24 protein-coding genes and 1 other annotated feature are annotated in these 21727 nt (G+C 33.6%); of the genes, 12 read left to right on the plus strand and 12 right to left on the minus strand.

Annotated elements, in window-relative coordinates; all coding sequences use genetic code 11:
• Positions 1-188 precede the first annotated feature (188 nt).
• Positions 189-953, minus strand: coding sequence for a YqhG family protein (locus NSU17_RS00250; protein WP_340703963.1), 765 nt, complete (start codon positions 951-953; stop codon positions 189-191).
• 41 nt (positions 954-994) lie between these two features.
• Entirely contained in the window at positions 995-2605 is a 1611-nt protein-coding gene (locus NSU17_RS00255) for a DEAD/DEAH box helicase (RefSeq protein ID WP_340703964.1), read from the minus strand.
• A 138-nt stretch (positions 2606-2743) separates the two neighbouring features.
• Between NSU17_RS00255 and NSU17_RS00260 the strand changes: the two genes are divergently transcribed.
• From NSU17_RS00260 to NSU17_RS00290, 7 genes are all read left to right on the plus strand, one after another.
• Entirely contained in the window at positions 2744-3244 is a 501-nt protein-coding gene (locus tag NSU17_RS00260; RefSeq protein WP_340703965.1) for a hypothetical protein, read from the plus strand.
• Between the two features lie 55 nt (positions 3245-3299).
• Positions 3300-3506 carry a hypothetical protein gene (locus NSU17_RS00265; protein WP_340703966.1) on the plus strand — a complete coding sequence of 69 codons (207 nt, stop codon included), beginning with the start codon at positions 3300-3302 and terminating at the stop codon, positions 3504-3506.
• Positions 3507-3564: 58 nt separating this feature from the next.
• A complete protein-coding gene (locus tag NSU17_RS00270; protein WP_168412189.1) occupies positions 3565-3726 on the plus strand; it encodes a hypothetical protein in 162 nt (53 codons plus the stop codon).
• A 127-nt stretch (positions 3727-3853) separates the two neighbouring features.
• Complete coding sequence (locus tag NSU17_RS00275) at positions 3854-3991, plus strand: hypothetical protein (RefSeq protein WP_016837832.1); 138 nt, start codon at positions 3854-3856, stop codon at positions 3989-3991.
• Positions 3992-4164: 173 nt separating this feature from the next.
• Positions 4165-4773, plus strand: coding sequence for a hypothetical protein (locus NSU17_RS00280; protein ID WP_340703967.1), 609 nt, complete (start codon positions 4165-4167; stop codon positions 4771-4773).
• Between the two features lie 275 nt (positions 4774-5048).
• Positions 5049-5171: a hypothetical protein gene (locus NSU17_RS00285; protein ID WP_016837830.1), complete on the plus strand. Its 123-nt coding sequence runs from the start codon at positions 5049-5051 to the stop codon at positions 5169-5171.
• Positions 5172-5241: 70 nt separating this feature from the next.
• The gene (locus NSU17_RS00290) at positions 5242-5364 is read left to right on the plus strand and encodes a hypothetical protein (RefSeq protein ID WP_016837829.1); all 123 of its coding nucleotides are present in this window, start codon (positions 5242-5244) and stop codon (positions 5362-5364) included.
• A 633-nt stretch (positions 5365-5997) separates the two neighbouring features.
• On the opposite strand, the gene NSU17_RS00295 is transcribed toward NSU17_RS00290, so the two are convergent.
• The gene (locus NSU17_RS00295) at positions 5998-7200 is read right to left on the minus strand and encodes a transposase (RefSeq protein ID WP_063210481.1); all 1203 of its coding nucleotides are present in this window, start codon (positions 7198-7200) and stop codon (positions 5998-6000) included.
• Between the two features lie 213 nt (positions 7201-7413).
• Between NSU17_RS00295 and NSU17_RS00300 the strand changes: the two genes are divergently transcribed.
• Positions 7414-7578 carry an aspartyl-phosphate phosphatase Spo0E family protein gene (locus NSU17_RS00300; protein ID WP_016837828.1) on the plus strand — a complete coding sequence of 55 codons (165 nt, stop codon included), beginning with the start codon at positions 7414-7416 and terminating at the stop codon, positions 7576-7578.
• 117 nt (positions 7579-7695) lie between these two features.
• Here NSU17_RS00300 and NSU17_RS00305 read toward each other — a convergent pair whose 3' ends face one another.
• Entirely contained in the window at positions 7696-8469 is a 774-nt protein-coding gene (locus NSU17_RS00305; RefSeq protein ID WP_340703968.1) for a metallophosphoesterase, read from the minus strand.
• 435 nt (positions 8470-8904) lie between these two features.
• Between NSU17_RS00305 and proB the strand changes: the two genes are divergently transcribed.
• Together proB and NSU17_RS00315 are read left to right on the plus strand one after the other, a co-directional pair.
• On the plus strand, positions 8905-9990 hold the full coding sequence (gene proB, locus NSU17_RS00310) for a glutamate 5-kinase (protein ID WP_340703969.1): 1086 nt from the start codon (positions 8905-8907) through the stop codon (positions 9988-9990).
• Between the two features lie 29 nt (positions 9991-10019).
• Positions 10020-11282 (plus strand): glutamate-5-semialdehyde dehydrogenase, encoded by a 1263-nt coding sequence (locus NSU17_RS00315; protein ID WP_340703970.1) that lies wholly within the window; start codon positions 10020-10022, stop codon positions 11280-11282.
• A gap of 150 nt (positions 11283-11432) precedes the next feature.
• On the opposite strand, the gene NSU17_RS00320 is transcribed toward NSU17_RS00315, so the two are convergent.
• From NSU17_RS00320 to NSU17_RS00340, 5 genes are all read right to left on the minus strand, one after another.
• Positions 11433-11765, minus strand: coding sequence for a YqzG/YhdC family protein (locus tag NSU17_RS00320; RefSeq protein WP_340435030.1), 333 nt, complete (start codon positions 11763-11765; stop codon positions 11433-11435).
• Positions 11766-11992: 227 nt separating this feature from the next.
• Positions 11993-13366 carry an argininosuccinate lyase gene (gene argH / locus NSU17_RS00325; RefSeq protein ID WP_340703971.1) on the minus strand — a complete coding sequence of 458 codons (1374 nt, stop codon included), beginning with the start codon at positions 13364-13366 and terminating at the stop codon, positions 11993-11995.
• A gap of 177 nt (positions 13367-13543) precedes the next feature.
• Complete coding sequence (locus NSU17_RS00330) at positions 13544-14752, minus strand: argininosuccinate synthase (protein ID WP_096551041.1); 1209 nt, start codon at positions 14750-14752, stop codon at positions 13544-13546.
• A gap of 168 nt (positions 14753-14920) precedes the next feature.
• The gene (locus NSU17_RS00335) at positions 14921-15673 is read right to left on the minus strand and encodes an SDR family NAD(P)-dependent oxidoreductase (protein WP_340703972.1); all 753 of its coding nucleotides are present in this window, start codon (positions 15671-15673) and stop codon (positions 14921-14923) included.
• Between the two features lie 92 nt (positions 15674-15765).
• Positions 15766-16209: an RrF2 family transcriptional regulator gene (locus NSU17_RS00340; RefSeq protein WP_016837820.1), complete on the minus strand. Its 444-nt coding sequence runs from the start codon at positions 16207-16209 to the stop codon at positions 15766-15768.
• Positions 16210-16413: 204 nt separating this feature from the next.
• Here NSU17_RS00340 and hmpA point away from each other — a divergent pair, with 204 nt between their 5' ends.
• Positions 16414-17559 (plus strand): NO-inducible flavohemoprotein, encoded by a 1146-nt coding sequence (hmpA, locus tag NSU17_RS00345; RefSeq protein WP_340703973.1) that lies wholly within the window; start codon positions 16414-16416, stop codon positions 17557-17559.
• 286 nt (positions 17560-17845) lie between these two features.
• On the opposite strand, the gene NSU17_RS00350 is transcribed toward hmpA, so the two are convergent.
• Positions 17846-18784, minus strand: coding sequence for an MBL fold metallo-hydrolase (locus tag NSU17_RS00350; RefSeq protein WP_340703974.1), 939 nt, complete (start codon positions 18782-18784; stop codon positions 17846-17848).
• A 138-nt stretch (positions 18785-18922) separates the two neighbouring features.
• Positions 18923-19133, plus strand: a binding site (T-box leader).
• A 64-nt stretch (positions 19134-19197) separates the two neighbouring features.
• On the opposite strand from NSU17_RS00350, the gene proC reads away from it, so the two are divergent.
• Entirely contained in the window at positions 19198-20004 is an 807-nt protein-coding gene (proC, locus tag NSU17_RS00355; RefSeq protein ID WP_340703975.1) for a pyrroline-5-carboxylate reductase, read from the plus strand.
• 461 nt (positions 20005-20465) lie between these two features.
• On the opposite strand, the gene NSU17_RS00360 is transcribed toward proC, so the two are convergent.
• Positions 20466-20696 carry a hypothetical protein gene (locus NSU17_RS00360; RefSeq protein ID WP_016837816.1) on the minus strand — a complete coding sequence of 77 codons (231 nt, stop codon included), beginning with the start codon at positions 20694-20696 and terminating at the stop codon, positions 20466-20468.
• 72 nt (positions 20697-20768) lie between these two features.
• Positions 20769-21725, minus strand: coding sequence for a ribonuclease Z (rnz, locus tag NSU17_RS00365; RefSeq protein ID WP_016837815.1), 957 nt, complete (start codon positions 21723-21725; stop codon positions 20769-20771).
• Positions 21726-21727 lie beyond the last annotated feature (2 nt).

The following is a 21727-nucleotide window of genomic DNA, read 5'->3' on the forward strand; positions in this document are numbered from 1 at the left end:
TAACCAAATAGATGATTGATTTATACTTCGGTCATGCTATATAGCACCATTCCCTTGTTTATAAACTTAATAGAGCTTGATTAAAAATACATACTTGCATGAGTGGGGAGCGGAGAGTCCAAGCCGCAAAAAAATAGTAGTACTTACCATAGCTTTGGTTAGTACTACGAAAATTAGAATGATTTCATTTATTTTAAGTAAAACAGTCCCCCGCTAACGATTTCAATTTTAATTCGAGGTTGAAATCGCTCTTCTAACGCTTTTTTCTCTATTTCATAAATTTCTGGTTTGTTTTCTACATCTTCATAAAAATGATCTAATATTTCTTGTTCCCTTTTCCATCGTTTTTTTGCCTCATCCGCCCAAGATAAATCATCATTTGCAATATAATTTTCAATTGCTGTTTCCAAACGTTCAATCGCCCTCATTGGAGAAACAATATAAGGTAGGCAATATGCGTTTTTTGGCAATTCATCCGTTAACTGCAACGCACATAATATATCTTGGAAGTCACTTTTGACGCTGCCATGAATTAAGTTAATTCCTAAAGAAAAGAGCAATTCCTTTGTTTGGTCTGTATGATAAGAAACTTTAAAATTTGCACCAATCCATGGAAATAAACTTGCTCCCTCAATATTCTCATACATTTGAACAAAACAGCCTAAGTCTTTCGTGGCTTGAAAAATTTGATGCATTCGCATCGACCCATAATGAATATATTCACCACGAATGTTTAAATTCTCTTTTTGTTTCGTAATAAAGGTTACTTTTAATGGGTTTGGCTCTCCTTTTGTACTTTCAATAAATTGCCAATAAAAAGGACGATTCATTATACGTTTATCAATATCAGCTGTTAATTGAACAGTTAAATAATCGGATGTTTCCTCTTCAATTTTACAATTTGTCTCTATAAAAAATGTTCGTAAATAATGATGGATTTGTTCAGCTATCATTCTTTTGCTCCTCCCAATTCGAGAAGTTTGCATTGGAAAATTTATGTGAAGCCTAACTGATCTTCTAACCCGAAATCTTCAAAATGGAAATTTGGCACAAAACTTGGAGAATTGTATATTGGCTCTTCCACTTTGTTTGATAAGATATCATCTATTTCTCCCACAACTTTTTCAAAGACATCGATTTTATTTGTTAATAAGTCGATGATGCGATCTTCAATTGTATTTTGAATAGCTAAATTGTAAATATATACATCTGATTGTTGACCAAAACGGTGTACCCGGCCAATTCGTTGCTCAATTTTCATGGGATTCCAAGGTAAATCAAAATTTACAACATGATGGCAAAATTGAAGGTTAATCCCCTCGCCACCTGATTCTGTTGCTATTAATACGTCAGCGTAATCTTTGAATAATTGCCTCATCCAATCTCGCTTATTTTTACTAAACTTTCCGTTAAACAACACACTTTTAATTCCTTTTTGATATAAATACCATTGTAAATAGTGTTGTGTTGCTCTATATTCGGTAAAGATAATGACTTTATCTTTTGCCTTTTGAATAATTTCATAAGTTTTTTCTGCTTTTGAATTGATTTCTAAATTGGACATTTTCTCTATAATTTCTTCTATATAATCTATTTCATCTCTACTTTGCATCTTCTCTTTCATTTTCACTAATGTTAAATATGCTGCTTCTTTACTCGAGCACATTTCTTTTAATAGTGTTGTCATAGCAAAAGAATTGGCAAATACACTTGTGCGTTCCTTTAATTGTTGAATCATTTCGTAAACTTCTTTTTCTTCATCAGTAAATTGAATTGGAATTGTTTCAACATGTCTACCAACCCACTCAATGCCCGTATCTTGCCTACGATTTCGAATCATCACTTGATTCACTAATTCTTTTAAGTATTCATCTTCCTGTAAGCCATTTTTCCCTTTTTTGAAATATGATTGGAAACTTTCTACATTTCCTAAGTGACCAGGTTTTAATAAGGACACGAGATAAAAAATTTCAAAAATGTTATTTTGAATTGGTGTAGCAGTTAGCAATAAACAAAATTTCTTCTTTAATCCTTGTACAAATTGATATGATTGCGTTTTATTGTTTTTTAATTTGTGAGCTTCATCAATAATAATCATGTCATAGTTCTGTTCGTAAATCTTTTCCCGATATGGACTCCGTTTAGCCATATCCATACTCATGACAACAAAATCATATTGTTCGAAGGGAACATTCTTTTTTCGACAACCAATGGCAGGAATAAAAAATTTTGCGTTCAGTTCATCAACCCACTGAGTAAGTAATGATGCCGGCACTAAGATTAATGCTTTTTTTACCAGTCCTCTTAGAATATATTCCTTCAAAATTAAACCAGCTTCTATCGTTTTTCCAAGTCCAACTTCGTCCGCTAATATTGCCTTTCCATTCATTTTTTCAATAACCGTTCTTGCTGCATCTATTTGATGTTCGAGAAATTGTATGTTTGTTAAAAATTTCGGAGCTTGTAAACCTGAAAAATCTGTAATTAATTGATCTTTTACGACCTCATAAGCCATTTTGTATAGCATCCAATTATCCCAAGGTCCTCCCTTTTCAAGGCGACGTGCAAACTCCTCTTTCCATTGTGAGGATTTTTGAATCATCATGTCAGTTCACCTCTCTTATTGTTCATTAGGTTGTCCAAATTTTATAAACCTATGATGATTCTATTGCCAATAAACCAACATTTTAGGATAAAAATTTTTCCCTTTCGCAAAATAAAAATTAAAAGCGAGGAGAAAGAAATGAAAAAATGGTTGTTCATCATCTTAATTGGAATATTTCTTTTGATTATTTTTTTTCCTGGATATTTTACAGATTATTCTCAATCAAAAGAATTTGAAGCATTGTATGAAACATTAGACGATAAATTTTTTCCTTTAGTAGATCGTATTAGTGATCACCTTAGTAAATCAGAAGAGAAAATGAATCAATTGCAATTTACAACGTTTTATGTAATAGAAGGTGGTATGGAAGAAAATTTAGAAATGCAACAAAAAATAGTTGAGTTGAAGAGTGAATTAATGGATTTTAATGTTCAATATCCAGATACCATTGCATTAAAAGAAAATGTTATTCAACAATTGGACGTGTTAAAAAAATTGCTTGAAAAAATGTATAACGCACCACCCAATCTAGATGTAATGAACTTTCAGATGTTTCAAAATGAATATGAGAGAGATACTGAAATTCAATCACAATTGTTAGAAAAAATGGATTATATTTTAGAAAAAAATTACGAGTAAGTTCCAATTATAAAATAACCCGATAAGAGCAAATTAGGGCTAGGAGGTGAAGAATATGAGCAAAAATAATAAGAGAACAATAAACAAAAGAACTCACAATCCATTTGAAACTTATAAACACTTGCATAAAAACACAACTAGTCATGCTGAAAATCCAGAAGATCCATCAGAGGAAATTTCAGAAGAATTCGATTCAAAAGTAAAAAATAAAAACAATAAAACAAATCACGATAAAACTCAAAAATCAAATAAAAATATTTAACCCATAAAAATATTTAACCCTTTCTTTTTAATTCTCCTGTCCATTTGGAGGTTATCAAATGAATAAAAATCAAATTATTTTCATGAACCAGTCCCACCGCAACTTTAATATGTACATTGGTCATAAGGAAAAATTCGATTTTTTTAAAGATGTTATGTCAAAACAGCCTCCTACAGAAGATGAAAAAATTATTTCCCTTGATAATTATTTAAAAAAATAATTGTTAACTTTGTGAAAAATATTTTATGAATAAAATGTGAAATGCTTCACTAATCGTTTCTTTATGTGATTGAAAAGGAGTACAATGAAATCAAAGTTGATATATAAATATAATGGAGGCGTTAATGATGTGGGTCGTCACACTATTTGAGGAAGAAAATTTCCGCATTTATGAATTCGAAACGAAAGAAGAAGCAGTTAAAGCTATGGAAGAGTTACAATTGCCAGCAATCCTTTCCTTCACAAACTTGACTCTTGTAGCTTAAGTCATTTTCATAAATATTAGCAATCATTATTTGGAGCAAATAATGCTCCTTTTTTTATGCTTTTTCTTGCTGAATATACCAATAAACGTCACTTTTTTATTTGCGAATTTTGGGAACGATAAAAGTGTAAGGTTAAAAATATTGAAAGCTAAAATCTTTGTGAGGTGATCAACATGAAAAAAAGATTTTATCTATTCACTTTCCTTTTAACCTTTGGACTTTTATTGTTCCCTTTAGGAGCAGAAGCCCATTATCATTCAAAATTTTTACAGGAATATGAACAATTAGATAATGAAAAAAAGCAACAAGTGGATAAAATCTTAAATGATTTGCATTCTGAATTAGAGAATTTAGGTGTGAAAATTCCGCATTTAAATGCACATCTAACGTATTCTCAATTAGATGAAGAAACGAAAGAACAAGTAAAACAAATTATTAAGGAATTAGAAGAAGGTAAAATTACTTCTGAACAGGCAGATGAAAAACTGTATAATTTAGGCGTCATCTCCCCTAAAGATGAGAAATGTAAAATTTACGATGGACTAGATGAGGGAACAAAGCAAAAGGTAAAGGAAATTATGAAACAAATGAAAAGTGGATCCATTACGAAAGAGCAAGCAGAAGAAAAATTAAAGGAATTGGGCGTTGAAATGCCAAAAGAACCACAATTAGATGAAGAGACAAGAGAAAAAGTGAAACAAATTGTTGAAGAAGCGGAAAAAGAATTCGAAAATTTAGGTATTGAATTTCCAAAAGAATTTTATAAACGTATTCTTGAATAAATTGTACCAACAATCCAGCGAATTGTTACATTTTCGCTGGATTTTAAACTAATAGTAAATTTTATTAATAAAATGTATATTCATAAATTTTTGTAAATTTCTGATGAAAACGTCATCATATTGAACAATTTGTGAAATAATTCACTTTCTATTTTCTTTCTCATATATTAGGTGTACAATGAATTTGAAATTGATATATAACAATTTAACTGTTTATTAGAAAGCAGCAAATTGTTATATAACAAAATTATTTTATGAAGGAGTTTGATCCCAAGATGTGGGTGCTTACTGTATTTGAAAAAAATTCTTATCGTATCTTTGAATTTATTGAAAAAAATGAAGCAACATTAGCACTTCAAAAATTCGGTCATTCAGCGTACTTGTCCTATACAAAATAATGAGTAGTTATAGTCATTGACAATAGATTATAAATAAATTATTTCTTGGTAAATTAAGGAGGCATTTTTTATGTGGGTTGTAACAGTTTTTGATGCAGACTCTTTCCGTTGTTTCGAATATGACTCTAAAGAAGAAGCAATTCGTACACTTGAAGTATATAAAAATAAAGCAATCTTATCATTCACAAATTAATGAGTATTCTTACATTTCATCATTCAATAAAAGAGAGCCTGGCCAAAAAGAGCAAAACTTTTTGGTCAGGCTCAATTACTTATAAATATAATTCTTTCCCCTTTTAATGGTCACATCAAACGTCATCATCGTCTATGTCCGCATTAGATCTTGTAAGTAATACTCCATTATCTGTTACGTCAATTTTGATCCCTGTTATTCGCTATTTTTCTAAGTTTGAAATCATTGCAAACAGTCGTAAAGAGAAATGATTCAAATCAACTTTTCAAGAGCCCAATCCTATTTAGAAATCCCCTTCTCTAATCTAAATTCATCACTTATAATCAATATCTCATCCCCTTCAACTTTGGATTTGGATGAGATTTCATTGAATTATATTATTACCTACAACAAAGATATATACCCCATTTTCTATTAGTTAATCCTATTAAATTGTGACAAATTTGTGAAAATCTATTTTTCCTCCACAATCCGACATTTTTTTTAATCTGAGCATTTTGCAAAATTAGATTTTTTGGATAAAAGTATAAAAAATAAAGCACTCGACAAATAGCTACCAGCATGTTATTTTACAAAATATTACAATAATCCTGTTTTTGGGCATACCTACAGAATTTTTCATATTGAATTTTTTTAAGCGGCTTTCTTCCCTTTATTTTCCTTTGCCATCGCTAGCGCTGAAACAAGTAATACAATAGCGTTCAGGTAAATATGGGTCTTTACTTTTTCAATTCCCCATACATGTAGGGAGTTCGCCGTAAGGTAGCTTTTCATTCTTGAATTACAGCGTTCTACACTTGTCCTCTCGTTGTAAAGCTCTTTCCAACGTTTTGTATCACGGTGCGGATTGGAATATCGGCGCACATCCTTTTTGATGTCGACTTTTACCACCATTCCATAGTTGGAAGATGAACAGGCTGCCATTCCTAATGGGCAATCCACTTTGCCGGTTGCGTGAGGACATCTGAACTTGAGCTGGTCCTTATCAGCTCCCCAATAAGTCATTTCATAACCCATGGAACAACGCGGAGTTCCATTGGAAGAAATCCCTTCAGGAGGCTCTTTTTCGTTGCGCAAATTGAGCGGGATAATGGCTTGCGCTCCAATGTTTTTGGCTGATTCATAGTTTTTTAGTTGGTCATATCCGCCATCCATGATCAGAAATTCAATTTTGGATTTGGTACGCTCTGCCACTTGCTCGATTAATTCTGGTGCGACTTCTCCATCGTTCACATGGGCAGGGGTTACTTTTATGGCCATTGGCAGTTCGCTTGCGGTATCGACTGAAAGATGCATCTTATAGCCAAACCAGGTAATTTTATTGCCGAAGGAATCATATTTTGCGCCCCAATTGGCATTACCCGTTTGTTCACTACGCTTTTTGGGCTGTTTCTTTTCATAGGCATCAATGGCGGCACTGTCGATGGCCTGGTGGCTGCCGTCAATTATTCCTTCCTCCTGAGCTAACTGTACCAAGTCAAGGAAGATCTTTTCAGCCAGCTTTTTTTTGGTAAGTGCTGCAAAAACCCGGCTGAGAGTGGAGATAGACGGTGCGGGGCGATCAATCGATAAACCGCATTGATAACGGAAACGAAGGTCTTTATCCAATCGATGATGAAGGGCGGTAAAGGTGTCGATGCCTTCGAGTGGGGCAGCGATGAGAGCCCTTAGAATCCCTTCTCTGGAATGACCGTCAGCCCCTCGGGGTGAAGAACTTCTCAACTGTTTAGCATAAGGGCGTAAATCAAGCGAGCTAAAAAAGATAGGTAATTTCTCTTTTGACTCTAATTTTTGCAGTTCTTCAAAGGAAAATAGGCTTTCTTGTAGAATATACAAAGTGACTTCCTCCTTTTGAATTTTTTGTTGTTTCGTCACTTCAAAAATTCTACATTTTAGGGGTGAAGTCCTTTTTTATGTCTTTGAAATCCTTATGGCTCTTGGGTCAAAAAATATGCAAAATGCTCAATCTAAATAGTATACAATGAAGGAGCTTCAACACCATATATGAAAAATATCAAATTATGAACAATATTTACTGGAGGAATAAAAATGTTTAACACGCTGTATAAAAAAGTGTTAAAAGTTGTAATAGAAATAAAAAGAAAAGATATGTATCGAAAAGCACAAGAACTAGGATTCACCCATCCAAAAGTAGTAAATTGCAGCCAACAGTTAGACTATTTACTAAATAAGTATACAAAACAAGCGGCATAATTTATTAACTTAGGAATCATCCATTAAGTTAATTCGTTAATTATATAGGTTTATTATATATTTCTAAAAATACCCTTCAAAACCTTTTCTATAAGGTTTGATGGGTATTATTTTTCTTTATTTTAAAGGATTCTCTTTTGCACCTGAATAGTCTCTTTTAGCCTGAACAAATACAAATTCTTTTTCAGGATACCGATAAGCCGTTAACTTCCCTCCAAAAACAACTCCTTGATCAATATTAATTGTATTATTCATAATTAGCGGCTCTGGTTTTGGCTCATGGCCCCAAATAACAAGCAATGAACCTTTATATTGCTTATACCACTCACGACGTATTGGTTTCCCTTGTTCGTCCATGCCAGCAACATCGCCATAGCGGCAAAAATTTTTGATTCTATTGGATTCTTTACCGATAAATTCTTCTCGTATGCCTGCATGCACACAAACGACTTTTGGCTGCCCTTGATCTGTTAAGATATAATGTGAAGGTACGTTCATTAGTAAGTCTTTGAATTGATTTTTTAACTTTTTTGTTTTTTCTATACCATGTATTTTTTCATATTGATTAAATTCTTCTTCTACCTTTTCATCACCATGTTTTAACTGCACTTTTCTTCCATCTAGCCAACGGGCAATTTTCCATCCATGATTACTATCAATCATATACGTGTTTACATTGCAATGATTTAAAAAAAATTTCATCGTATCAATCGATTTTGGTCCCCTACTCATGATATCTCCAAGAGAAATAATTTTTCTCCCTTTTGGATGAGCGTATAATCCTTGTTCATTTTTTTCGTAACCTAATTGATGCAACATTTGAATCCATTCATCAAAACATGCATGGATATCTCCTATGATGTCTACTCCATTTCCTACTTCAATATTCATTGATAGTTTGCCCCTTTATATTTTATAAATTTTTATAAATTATTGTATATTTATTATTTAATGAATAAAACACTTTATTCGTTAGAAACTTTTTAATTGTTGACACTTTTTAAAATTTCATGCATATTAATTAATAAATATACCACTAAATGTTTATATAGCAATCAGCTTAACGAAGACTAGTAAGCTGCACACTGTTGGAAAGAGAGCGATGTCCATAGGCTGAAAGACATCGTACAAATAAGAGCTGCTGAACCTGCTTCGCTAGCTTCTAGCTAAAACTAGACGCATGCTCAAAGCGTTATTTGAGGTAAAGTGGGATTATGTTGGCATAATCCAATTTAGGTGGTACCGCGGAAACTCCTTTTTCGCCCTAAAAATAAGGGCGAAAAAGGTTTTTTTATTTCAGTAGAAAGTTTTTAAGGATGGTTGTTGATGGAGAAGAAAAGAATTGTCGTTAAAATAGGTTCAAGTTCGCTTACAAATTCAAAGGGTGAAATTGACTACGTTAAAATTAAAGAACACGTTGACTCAATCTATCAAGTTGTCAAAGATGGCCATGAAGTTCTTCTTGTTTCTTCTGGTGCGGTGGCGGCAGGATTTCGAAAACTAGGTTACCCTACTCGACCAGTCACTTTAAAAGGAAAACAAGCAGCTGCAGCTGTTGGTCAAAGTTTACTTATTCAACTTTATGCAGATCAATTTGCAAAATACGGAATCACAACAGCCCAAGTGCTTCTAACACGTACCGATTTTTCAAATAAAGAGCGTTATAAAAATGCTTTTGCAACTTTTAGTGAGTTGTTAGAACGTTCTATTTTGCCTATCGTAAATGAAAATGACACTGTTTCAGTGACGGAACTTACTTTTGGCGACAATGATATGCTTTCTGCCCTAGTAAGCGGGTTAGTACATGCAGATCAACTCATTATTTTGACGGATATTAACGGTTTCTATGACGATAATCCTTTAAAAAATCCAAAAGCTAAACGGATTCGTCATCTAACTGAAATTACGGATGACATGCTTCAACTAGCAAAAGGTGCTGGCTCCAAAGTGGGAACGGGAGGCATGCAATCCAAATTGCTAGCTGCTCGCACCGCTTTAAAAGCTGGTGTAAAAGTATTTATTGGAAAAGGAAGTGGACCAAATAAATTGCTCGATATTTTAAATGGTCATGGTGATGGAACGTATATTGATCGTGATCATCTAACTATACTTCCTAACCAAAAACAATGGATTTCCTTTACAGAAACAAAAGGAAAATTATTCATCGATAAAGGTGCTGAAGAAGCATTGTTATTAAGAGGAAAAAGTTTATTGCCTGCAGGGATTTTTCGAGTTGAAGGTGAATTTGACCGCGGTGATGTTGTGGAAGTTTATGGAGAATCAGGTCTGTTAGGTCGAGGAGAAGTGTTTTATTCCAGCAAAGAATTGGCTTTTGCTTGTGGTAAAAAAACCGAAGAACTTCACTCAGGATATATTGAAGTCATTCATCGAGATAAATGGGTAAAATTATAATATTTTTCTAGAATGAAGGAGGTATTTTCATGACACAATTTATGGTAGGTAGCGAAGTGAAAACAAAAGGTAAATTAGCGAAATTTGCAAGTTATTTAATGAATGTAAAAACAACAGAAGAAAAAAATGACGCATTAGCAAAAATTGCAAAACAGCTGCTTATTGAGAAAGATGCCATTCTTGAAGCAAATAAAAAAGATTTAGTAAGCGGAAAAGAAAATGGTTTAACTGATGCAGTACTAGATCGAATCATGTTAAATGAACAACGCATTCAAGCAATGTGTGAAGCTATATATCAATTAATTTCCTTACCAGATCCAATCGGTGAAGTGTTAGAAAGTTTTACAAAAGAAAATGGATTAAAAATTGAAAAAAGACGAGTGCCGCTTGGAGTTGTATGCATGATTTACGAAGCCCGTCCAAATGTTACAGTTGATGCAGCTACATTATGTTTAAAAACTGGAAACGCTGTTATGTTGCGTGGAAGCTCATCCGCTAAACATTCCAATATAGCTCTTGTTTCATGTATACACCGTGCGTTAGAAAAATCCGCATTGCCGATTGATGCCGTTCAGTTGATTGAAGATACACGACATGAAACAGCTTCTGAATTATTCCATTTAAAAGAATATATTGATGTATTAATTCCTCGCGGCGGTAAAAAATTAATTGATTTAGTTGTAAAAGAAGCCTCTGTCCCAGTGCTTGAGACAGGAGCTGGAAATTGTCACATCTATGTCGATCAATCAGCAGACTATGAAATTGCTGAAAAAGTCATTATCAATGCGAAAACACAAAGACCTTCTGTTTGCAATGCAGCAGAAAGCTTATTAATTCACGAAGATTGGTTTAAACTGCACGGAAAAAAATTATTAACAAACTTAGAAAATGCTGGGGTTGAAATTATTGGAGATGAAAAAGTATGCGATGTGTTACCACATGCTACACTAGCATCAGACGAAGATTATGCAACGGAATATTTAAGTTTAACGATTAGTGTGAAGATTGTGAATAATGTTGATGAAGCAATAGATCATATCAATTATTATGGTACGAAACATTCGGAAGCAATTATCACAAATGATGAGAAAAGTGCTGAAATATTCTTAAACCGCGTTGATGCAACAAGCGTCTATGTCAATGCTTCCACACGCTTTACAGATGGATTTCAATTTGGGTACGGTGCAGAAATCGGAATTAGTACACAAAAACTTCACGCAAGAGGTCCAATGGGATTACCAGCTTTAACATCAACGAAATATTATATACGTGGAAATGGTCAAATTAGATGATAAATAGTCCATCATAAAAATAACCTATCAATACAATGAAGTGTTGATAGGTTATTTTATCAATTTTGACATATATAAGTTCTTTTCAACAGATTCAACAACATAACAAGGAGACTTATCCAATTCAATAAAAGAATTTTGCACCAATTCTTAACGATTAGTTTCCCTATAGAGAATATCGATGACCTCTTCCGTTTGATTATCGAAAATAATATCAACATAGACGCCAAATTCACGATTGCCTTCTCTTAACCAAAGTTTAAATTTTTCCGTAGTCGTCTTATCTCCAATTTCTCTTCCGATATGGAGATAATCAATAATATTTGCTTGTGCATATTTCTCTTTTACCTTCTCCATAACGATTCTTCCCCATTTTGCATAAGCAGGTGCAGTTTGTTGGGCATTGCTATCGGGAGAATCAGACATTATGTTGGCAACAAAGATTGTTGAAGCAATTAATACAAGAGAAATGACGATTCTCAATGTGGTAACCTCCTTTTCCTTATTGTTTTCTATTTTGAGGAGGCTATTCATTAACTGAAATGTCATAAAAAAGAGCCCACTGAAAAATCGTATTGAGACTCCCATTTACGGTGCTGATAGTGGAAAGTTGTTTCGATTATCCCAGGAGCAAATTTATAAGAAATTGTGATCATAAAAAGTGAGAGTGTATAGAAAATTTACGACCTTTCTATACACTCCCAAACAAATTAATTTAAACATGCTTTTGCTTTTTCGATTTGCACTCGAACTTGTTCAAAACCTGTCCCACCTTGAGAGAGACGACGAGAAACAGCCGCTTCAGGTTTAAGTACTTCATAAACATCTTCTTCAATCAGTTCACTTTCCGCCTTCATCTCATCTAAGGACAAGTCTTGTAAGAAAATACCTTTTTGAATACAAGTAAAAACTAACTTTCCAGTCACTTCATGTGCTTTACGGAACGGCATTCCTTTTGTAGCGAGATAGTCTGCAAGCTCTGTGGCATTGGAAAAATCGCTATGTACCGCTTTGTGCAATCGTTCCGTATTAACAGTCATTGTTCGAACCATTCCTTCAAAGATCTTTAATGATCCTAAAATTGTTTGAAGAGTATCGAACATTCCTTCTTTATCTTCTTGCATATCTTTGTTATATGTTAATGGTGTTCCCTTTAACACCGTAAGTAAACCGATTAAATTTCCATATACACGACCCGTTTTTCCACGGATTAATTCTGCCATATCTGGATTTTTCTTCTGTGGCATGATGGATGATCCAGTAGAAAAGGAATCATCTAATTCGATAAATTTAAATTCATCAGTAGACCATATAATGATTTCTTCTGCAAAACGGGAAAGATGGGTCATGAGTAAAGATGAATTGGATAAAAATTCTACAATGAAGTCACGATCACTTACCGCATCCATTGAATTTTCATAAATTCTACTAAAACCTAACAAATCTGCAGTCAATTGACGATTAATTGGAAATGTTGTTCCAGCCATTGCACCTGCCCCTAAAGGTGAAATATCGATACGCTTCATTGATTCTTTAAATCGTTCTTTATCACGCTCTAACATCCAAAAATACACCATTAAATGATGGGCGAAACTAATTGGTTGTGCTCTTTGCATATGCGTATAACCAGGAGCAATTGTATCGATATGCTGCTCTGCTTTTTGTAAAATTGTTTTTTGGAAAGTTTCTATTAATTCGATTACTTCTTTTACTCGTTTCTTTAAAAATAAGTGAACGTCTGTCGCAACCTGGTCGTTGCGGCTTCGGCCAGTATGCAATTTCCCTCCAACAGGACCAATTAAATCAATCAACATTTTTTCAATGTTTAAATGGATATCTTCATTTTCAATTTTATATTCAAGCTCGCCATTTTCAGCACGCTTTTTTAATTCATTTAGTCCCCATTTAATTTTTTCCACATCTTCTTCCGGTAAAATACCTTGTACGCCGAGCATTGTTACATGAGCAAGACTTCCTTCAATATCTTCCATCACTAATTGCTGATCGAAACCAATGGACGCTCCAAATTCATCAACCCAGCTTTCTGCTGATTTTTGGAAACGGCCTCCCCAAAGTTTTGTCATTTGTTCCACCTATCCTTACTAAAAATAATGTTACAATTCATGTGAAAAAGAATAGCGAAGTAGTCTTGGTATGCTTGAGAAACCACCATTCTCAAGCACTTATTTTAAGAACAAGCCTCTTCTTCTCTAATCCTGTCTTAAAATAATCATACCTAGACCTCTTCGCACTCAACATAATTATTTACTGTTTACTTCTTTATTGTTCACTTGTGAAGCGACAACAGTTGGAAGACCCCAAAGTTCGATGAATCCAACTGCTGATGCATGATTAAATGCATCGTCTTTAGAGTAAGTAGCTAATTTTTCACTGTATAAAGAATTTGGAGATTTGCGTCCCTCAACAATTGCATGACCTTTAAATAATTTAACGCGAACTGTACCATTTACATATTTTTGCGTTTCTTTAATAAAGGCACAAAGTGCTTCACGAATTGGGTTAAACCATAAACCATCATAAATCACTTCAGAAAGTTTTTGTTCAATGATTGGTTTAAAGTGTGCTAATTCTTTTACTAATGTGATATCTTCTAATTCTTTATGAGCTGTTAAAAGAACTTTTGCACCTGGAATCTCATACACTTCACGAGATTTAATACCAACTAAACGGTTTTCAACATGATCAATGCGTCCAACACCATGTCGGCCAGCGATTTTATTTAACTCTAGAATTAAATCTGCCAATTTCATTTCTTGGCCATTTAATGCTACCGGTTTACCTTCAACAAATTCAATTTCTACATATTCTGGTGTATCTGGCGCATTTTCAATCGATACAGTTAAACCATATGCTTCCTCTGGAGGAGCTACCCAAGGATCTTCCATAACTCCTGCTTCATTAGCACGTCCCCAAAGGTTTTGGTCAATGGAGAATGGCGAATCAATCGTTGCTGGTACTGGTACGTTATGTTTTATTGCATATTCGATTTCTTCATCACGGCTCCAAGCCCATTCACGCACCGGCGCCAACACTTCCAAATTCGGATTTAGTGCTTTAATCGATACTTCAAAACGAACTTGGTCGTTTCCTTTACCCGTACAGCCGTGAGCCACCGCATCTGCGTTTGTTTTGTTTGCAATCTCTACTAATTTTTTCGCAATTAATGGACGAGATAAAGCAGAGACTAATGGATATTTTTGCTCATACCAAGTATGTGCTTGTAGCGAAACAAGCGCATACTCCTCTGCAAATTCATCTTTTGCGTCAATAATATATGATTCAACAGCCCCAACTTGAAGAGCTTTCTTTTGTATAAATTCTAAATCTTTCCCTTCACCCACATCTAAACAAACAGCTACGACGTCGTAACCTTGTTCTTTTAACCAAGGAATCGCCACTGATGTATCAAGTCCACCTGAATAAGCTAAAACTACTTTTTTATTTGCCATATCAAATACTCCTTCGATAATGAATGTATTTTTATACAATTTTATAAAACTTTATACATGAATGTTATCAGATTATAATTTCAAATACAAGTGAATTTTTATAAGTTTGTAGAACATTTTATTACTTAATATAATTGTATAAAATTTAAATTTTTGCAAGATTTAAAATTATTTTTTTGTAAAGAATTTCTTACCTAATGTTTCAACAATTCTAGGGGCGACTGCATATAGCTTACTTGTGATATTCAAAATTTTAGGTAAATTGATTTCTCTTAATGGCCGATCAATTAATTTTACAACTTCTTTGGCTACTTTTTCAGGACGCAATAATACCCTTTTTAGAGAATTTCTATATGAAGTCGATGATGAAGAAGCTTTATCTAAAAATGGAGTATCAATTGGTCCAGGATAAACAGCCGATACTTGTACATTGTATGGAGCTAATTCCATTCTTACTCCATTTGCAAAGCCGGTGATAGCGTGTTTCGTTGCTGCATAAATACTCGCCTTTTTTGTTGCTACTTTCCCAGCTTGAGAGCCAATGAATATAAAGTGACCAGAACGTTTTTTTATCATATTTGGTGATAAATTTTTTACGAAATACATTGGAGCTCTTACATTAATGTCTATCATTGCATCAATTTCTTTTTCTGAAAGATTAAAGGCATATTGGAAAAATCCAACTCCTGCATTGATAATGGCGACATCGATATCAGGAAGTTTGCTGCATATTCGATGAATATCTTCTTTATTACTTAAATCCCCTTTCAACACTCTTGCTCCAAGTTTTGAAAGATGATTTAGCGCCTCCTCATTTCTTCCTGTTGCATATACTTCGTGTCCTTTTTTCAAACATAATTCAGCAATTAATTTTCCTAATCCACTTGTTGCACCAGTAATAAAAACTTTTTTATTTTTCATATTGGTATAATCCTTCCTTATTTGTTCAATTAGTATTCTATTCATGATTCATAACAAAAGAAAAAGGGATATCCAAAAATGGACAATCCCTATTAATCAAGCTTCATTTGAAGTAAATTTGATAATTCTTCTTTCGAATGTAGAAAATCTGCTAATGTGTATCGATCCAACACATTTAAAAAAGCTTGCAAGGCTTCATACAGAACATGTTTTAATTGGCAAGAAGGAGAAATGATACAAAGAGGATTCTCACGATTAAAACAATCAACTATATGAAAATCTTCTTCTGTATGTCTTACAAGTTTTCCGATATTAATATCTTTCGGAGCAACTTTTAAGCGAATTCCTCCACCCCGACCGCGAATTGTTTCGATTAAACCTAATTGGCCTAAATCATAAGTCACTTTCATTAGATGATTTTTTGAAATATTATAACTATCCGCTATCTCTTGAATGGTGGATAGTTGGTCATTCCCTTTTAGACCTAAATATATTAAAACCCTTAAGGAATAATCAGTATATAAAGTTAACCTCAAAATTATGCACCACGCTTTTTCCATTTATAATTCGCATAACATTATACCATTTTTCAATAAATTAAGTTGTTTAAAAGAAAAAAAATTCGTTTTTAAAGATGTATTTAATATACATCAATTGTGACAAAAATGTTAAAGATGTATCTGAAATATTGCTTAATATTTTTATAATGTTTATAGTGTTTTTTGAAAGGACGTGAAAGTATGTTATCACAAAAAACTATCGACATCGTTAAAGCAACAGTACCAGTTCTTGAGAAGCATGGGGTGGATATCACGAAACATTTCTATAAAAGAATGCTTACAAACCATCCTGAATTAAAAAATCTATTTAACCAAACAAATCAAAGAGAAGGAAGACAACCACAAGCCCTTGCAGCGTCTGTATATGCAGCAGCCGCTAACATTGATAATTTAGAATCCATTTTACCGGTAGTGCATTTAATTGCTCATAAACATCGAGCACTTGGTATCTTACCTGAACACTATCCAATCGTAGGAGAAAATTTACTAGCTGCCATTAAAGAAGTATTAGGTGATGCAGCAACGGATGAGATTATTGAAGCTTGGGCAGATGCTTACGGTGTAATTGCAAATGTCTTCATTCAAGTGGAAGAAGAGCTTTATCAACAAGCTGAAGCGAATGGAGGATGGCGTTTATTTAAACCATTTAAGGTAGTAAGAAAAGAACAAGAAAATGAACTTGTTACTTCCTTCTATTTAGAGCCGGAAGATGGGAAAGCGCTTCCACCTTATCAACCAGGTCAATACATCACAGTAAAAGTAAAAGCTCCTGGTGAAGAATATACAGCTTTGCGACATTACACTGTATCACAAGCACCGAATGGAAATATTTATCGTATTTCAGTAAAACGAGAAGCAAAAGGAGTCGTATCAAATTACTTACATGATTATGTTGAAGAAGGGAGCACGCTACAAATCAGTGCACCTGCAGGTTTATTTACTCTACAACAAAACGATAACCCTGTATTATTTATAGGTGGTGGAATTGGCGTCACTCCACTTTATGCAATGCTTGATTCAATGGAGTTCGGCCGTAACGTAACATTTGTACAATCTGTTCGTAATGAAAAATTAGCTGTATTCCAAGACCAAATTCAAAAGAAAATTAATGAATTAAATGGTTCATACTTTGTGAAATATTCTGATACAGAAGGATACATTACAAAAGAAGATTTATCAAAATACATTCAAGAAAACACAGAAGTTTATATATGTGGACCTGAAGCATTTATGGAAACTGTAATTTCATACGTAAGAGAACTTGGTGTTTCTGAAGAGCGAATTCATTTTGAATTCTTCGGACCTGGGCTTGCATTAAAAGCTTAAAAAGTTGTATCTCTAAGCATTCTCCTTGTCACAAATCGATCTGATTTCATCATAATCAAACCATTAACCCACAATTAAGGGATGAAACCTCAATTGTGGGTTTTTTGTGTATTCAAACTCCTTAACTTAACTAAAAAAGAATAAGTAAATATTTAGAAAAATTAATGGTTGTATACGATTTCTGCTAAAAAACGGTTCATAATTAGAAATATTATTCTTAGTAGACTTATTATTATTCTTGGTATGGATAACTGTCGAATAGTTATTGAAACCATTTTCTACGAAATTATTGCCTTAAATATATTTCATATTCCCCTACTTGCTCATAACGTATGCGCTCATCCCTTACTAAAAGATCTAAATAACCTTGCGTTTTTGATAAAGTTAGCCCAAGTTGATAATCGTTAGCATTTGGGTATAATTCTTTCGTTACTTCATAAACAGTTTTTGGTTCATGTAAAATTTCATAAACTTGATTTGTTCGAAGCAAGTCTTTTTGGATTCTCACATCGACTAATTCTTTAACATCAACAATGTCATTACCGTGACCGGAATATAATTTAGTTATATCTAAAGAAGTTAAAAATTTTAATGATTCATGATACTGAATAAGTGATTTTGGTCTATCAAAAGATAAATCCACCGGTGGTTCAATAAGTGGGTTGGATGCGATTTTCTCTAATAACAAATCCCCACCTATGACTTCTTTTGATTTTTGATTATAAAAAATAAAATGGCTTTGAGCATGGCCAGGAGTATAATAAGCAATTAAACCTGGATGTCCTGGTATTTCATCTCGATCTTTTATAAATTGAGTTAATGGCGTGTTCCCATATAAATCCATTCTTCTTCGGATTTGAATGATTTTTTGAATATATTCTTCTGGAACTGCTTGCTTTTTTAACTGCAATTCATAAAAGTCATCGCGATATGATAATAATTCCTCTTTATTCATCCAATAATCGATATATTCATGCCCTAGTATTCTCGCATTTGGAAAAGCCTCAATCCATCCAGCATGATCAGGATGGTGGTGAGTCAAAATCACTTGTTCAATATCACTTAATTGATATCCTGCATTTTTTATTCCATGAACGAGTGCTTCGTACGCAGTTGGTGTTTTCGTACCAACATCAAAAATAGAAAGCGCCTCACCTTTAACTAAAAAAGCATTGACATCTCCAACATCATAGGGAGTAGGTATGATAATTTTTGTTATTTCCATGTCTGTTCCCCCTTGTTTCTCTATCTCTCTGAATGAATACTTATTCATTTTATTTTACTTCTTTTTTTTTAATTAGTCCACGTCACTTAGTTGACATATTTTATCGAAATGCATATAATTTCTGTAATAATTGAACAAAGTATTGCGATGATGAAGCCAAGTAAATGAATTGATGACTTCAGAGAGTGCTGCATTTGGTGAGAGTAGCATAGTCCTCTCAATTCATTGAACCTACTTCTGAGCAGTCATGAAAACATGACCGTTTCCCTTAGCGATAATAAGGGCTAGAGGTGTGCTATTTTTAGCAAACGAAGGTGGTACCGCGGAAACATGCGTTTTCGTCCTTTTTAATGAAGGATGAAAACGCATTTTTTATTGTTCATTATGGATAAAATATATCGGAGGGAAAAGGAATGCAAAAAATTGTATTTATGGGTGCAGGATCAATGGCAGAAGCATTAATTCATGGGTGGATCAAAAATGAAGTTGTTCCTGCTAACCAAATTTATGTAAAAAATCGTTCTAACGTTGAAAGATTACACGAATTAAAAAATATATATGGAGTTCACATTATTGAACAATTAGAAGAAATTAAAGATGCCGATTTAGTTATTTTAGCGATGAAGCCCAAAGATGCAAAAGTTGCTTTTGAATCGATTGCTCCTTATCTTTCCGAAAATACTGCAATCCTTTCTGTTCTTGCTGGAATTGCAATTGAAACAATTGAGAAAGCTCTAGGGGTTCGACCAATTGCAAGGGTCATGCCCAATACTTCAGCAGCAATCGGTATGGCAGCCAGTGGAATTGCATTTAATGAATATGTAACAGATTCACAAAAGTCTATTTATCTTCAATTGTTAGAAGCAATTGGCATTGTCATTGAAGTGGAAGAAGATAAACTTCATGCTATTACGGCTCTTTCGGGAAGTGGTCCTGCTTATCTCTATTATTTGCTAGAAGCGTGGGAAAAAATTGGAGTAGAATTTGGCTTATCAAAAGAAACGGTTAGAAAATTAATGGTTCAAACGATTGCTGGTTCAGCAATGATGCTTCAAAAAGTTAAAGAAGAACCTGAAGTACTTCGCAGAAAAGTGACAAGTCCTGGTGGAACAACTGAAGCTGGAATAAAAGCATTGGAAAACTTCCGATTTAACGAAGCCATTTATGCTTGTATTAAAAGTGCCGAAGCAAGATCTCGAGAACTCGCAAGGGGTGAGTAATTTTTGTTCTATTCTTTCTTGGGAAAATATCAAAAATCCCTTGACTAGAAAAGAAATCTCCGTCGTTTCCATTAGTTGACTTTACAGTTAATATTGAAAGAAAATTCAAACTTTATCAACATTGTAAATGCTCCGATTACGGAGCATTTTATAATATTTAAAGAATATCAACCTTTTATCAATTATTTCCTAGGAAATGTATTTTTTTGCTATTTTATGTTGTCGAAATATATATTTTTGACTATTTACTTCGAAATATGTAAGGTTCCAAAAAGAATTTAGACATTTAAACTTGGGTTTTATCACCTACTAAAGTGCATTTTACCATGAAATTGCGAGTATGCTACTTAAGACTATTGACAAGGATTAGTACGAAATTTTGGAGTAGTAACAGAGCAGAATTCTACATAAAAAAATTTGGCTACCAAGAAAGAATTTTTCTTTCTAGATAGCCAAGTTTCTTATAACGCACCGCTTTTAATACGTTTTATAATCGAATAAGATGTATACATTGTAATAGGTAAAAAAATCGCTAATAGAATAATCCAAAAAGATAAAGCCTCAGCTGCTTTTAATTCTTCAAAGTTTGTAATGACAAAAAATATGATTCCAATCATTAAGCACCAAGCTAATAAGTTAGGAAAGACAACAAATAAACGCAGTAACCCCGGATTTATTTTTGGTTGATTCATACTCTCCCCTCCCAACAACATCATACAATAATTATCCTCAATCATTCTATTATTTTCTGAAATTTTAGGTGATTATTTATCTTCATTTCCTTCTGTTAACCTTCCATTTTTCCAATGAAAAAGAGAAAAATCATTTGCTACAAATACGTTAGGGAAAATATTTTTTGATTCTTTTATAATCTTATCTAAATCATGTGGTAAAAATCTTGCGCTGATATGGTTTAAAATTAGATACTTTGCAGCAGCCTCTTTTGCAATATTCGCAGCATCCACATTCGTCGAATGCCCATAATCTGCTGCAAGTTTTTTCGTAGAATAATCGAAAGTCGCTTCATGTATCACGATATCCGCATCTTTGCTTAATTCAATCGATTGATGACAATATTTCGTATCACCTAAGACTGTCACAACAAAGCCTTTTTTGCGTGGTGCAGTTACGTCTTTACTATAAACAATCGTTCCATCTTCTAATGTGACATCTTCCCCACTTTTCAATTTTCCAAGCATCGGACCTTTTGGAACTCCAAGTTTTAATGCCTTTTCAACTAATAGCTCACCAGGTAGCGGTTTTTGTTCAACACGAAAACCATAGCATGGTATGACATGCTCAAGTTGTTTTGCAGTCACAATAAATTGATCATCTTCAAATATTATCCCTTCATGAATTTCTACAAAATGTAAAGGATAGTTTAAATGCGTTTTTGTCAGTTGCAACGTGAATATAACCCAATCTTTTAATCCACAGGGTCCGTAAAGGGTCAACGGTGAAGTTTCCTCTCCTCCTAGAAAGGAACGGGAACTAAGAAAACCTGGTAAACCAAAAATATGATCTCCATGTAAATGGGTAATAAAAATTTTTTCAACTTTCCTTGGTTTAATAGTTGTATGTAAAATTTGGTGTTGCGTTGCTTCTCCACAATCAAACAACCAAATCGTTCCTCTTTCTTCAAATAATTTTAATGCAAGAGAACTTGTGTTTCGCTCTTTTGAAGGCATTCCCGCCCCTGTACCTAAAAACTGTAATTCCATGT

Origin of the sequence: Ureibacillus sp. FSL K6-2830 (genome assembly GCF_038004145.1) — a bacterium.
GTDB classification, from domain to species: Bacteria; Bacillota; Bacilli; order Bacillales_A; family Planococcaceae; genus Ureibacillus; species Ureibacillus thermosphaericus.

Excerpts from the sequence above, each read along its gene's own strand:
- hmpA (WP_340703973.1), top strand. The coding sequence starts at position 16,414 with ATGTTATCACAAAAAACTATCGACATCGTTAAAGCAACAGTACCAGTT.
- NSU17_RS00330 (WP_096551041.1), bottom strand. The coding sequence starts at position 14,752 with ATGGCAAATAAAAAAGTAGTTTTAGCTTATTCAGGTGGACTTGATACA.
- NSU17_RS00270 (WP_168412189.1), top strand. The coding sequence starts at position 3,565 with ATGAATAAAAATCAAATTATTTTCATGAACCAGTCCCACCGCAACTTT.
- NSU17_RS00285 (WP_016837830.1), top strand. The coding sequence starts at position 5,049 with ATGTGGGTGCTTACTGTATTTGAAAAAAATTCTTATCGTATCTTTGAA.
- proB (WP_340703969.1), top strand. The coding sequence starts at position 8,905 with ATGGAGAAGAAAAGAATTGTCGTTAAAATAGGTTCAAGTTCGCTTACA.
- NSU17_RS00360 (WP_016837816.1), bottom strand. The coding sequence starts at position 20,696 with ATGAATCAACCAAAAATAAATCCGGGGTTACTGCGTTTATTTGTTGTC.
- NSU17_RS00315 (WP_340703970.1), top strand. The coding sequence starts at position 10,020 with ATGACACAATTTATGGTAGGTAGCGAAGTGAAAACAAAAGGTAAATTA.
- NSU17_RS00350 (WP_340703974.1), bottom strand. The coding sequence starts at position 18,784 with ATGGAAATAACAAAAATTATCATACCTACTCCCTATGATGTTGGAGAT.
- rnz (WP_016837815.1), bottom strand. The coding sequence starts at position 21,725 with ATGGAATTACAGTTTTTAGGTACAGGGGCGGGAATGCCTTCAAAAGAG.
- NSU17_RS00335 (WP_340703972.1), bottom strand. The coding sequence starts at position 15,673 with ATGAAAAATAAAAAAGTTTTTATTACTGGTGCAACAAGTGGATTAGGA.
- NSU17_RS00275 (WP_016837832.1), top strand. The coding sequence starts at position 3,854 with ATGTGGGTCGTCACACTATTTGAGGAAGAAAATTTCCGCATTTATGAA.
- NSU17_RS00255 (WP_340703964.1), bottom strand. The coding sequence starts at position 2,605 with ATGATGATTCAAAAATCCTCACAATGGAAAGAGGAGTTTGCACGTCGC.
- NSU17_RS00280 (WP_340703967.1), top strand. The coding sequence starts at position 4,165 with ATGAAAAAAAGATTTTATCTATTCACTTTCCTTTTAACCTTTGGACTT.
- NSU17_RS00265 (WP_340703966.1), top strand. The coding sequence starts at position 3,300 with ATGAGCAAAAATAATAAGAGAACAATAAACAAAAGAACTCACAATCCA.
- NSU17_RS00305 (WP_340703968.1), bottom strand. The coding sequence starts at position 8,469 with ATGAATATTGAAGTAGGAAATGGAGTAGACATCATAGGAGATATCCAT.
- NSU17_RS00250 (WP_340703963.1), bottom strand. The coding sequence starts at position 953 with ATGATAGCTGAACAAATCCATCATTATTTACGAACATTTTTTATAGAG.
- argH (WP_340703971.1), bottom strand. The coding sequence starts at position 13,366 with ATGACAAAACTTTGGGGAGGCCGTTTCCAAAAATCAGCAGAAAGCTGG.
- NSU17_RS00290 (WP_016837829.1), top strand. The coding sequence starts at position 5,242 with ATGTGGGTTGTAACAGTTTTTGATGCAGACTCTTTCCGTTGTTTCGAA.
- NSU17_RS00260 (WP_340703965.1), top strand. The coding sequence starts at position 2,744 with ATGAAAAAATGGTTGTTCATCATCTTAATTGGAATATTTCTTTTGATT.
- proC (WP_340703975.1), top strand. The coding sequence starts at position 19,198 with ATGCAAAAAATTGTATTTATGGGTGCAGGATCAATGGCAGAAGCATTA.
- NSU17_RS00300 (WP_016837828.1), top strand. The coding sequence starts at position 7,414 with ATGTTTAACACGCTGTATAAAAAAGTGTTAAAAGTTGTAATAGAAATA.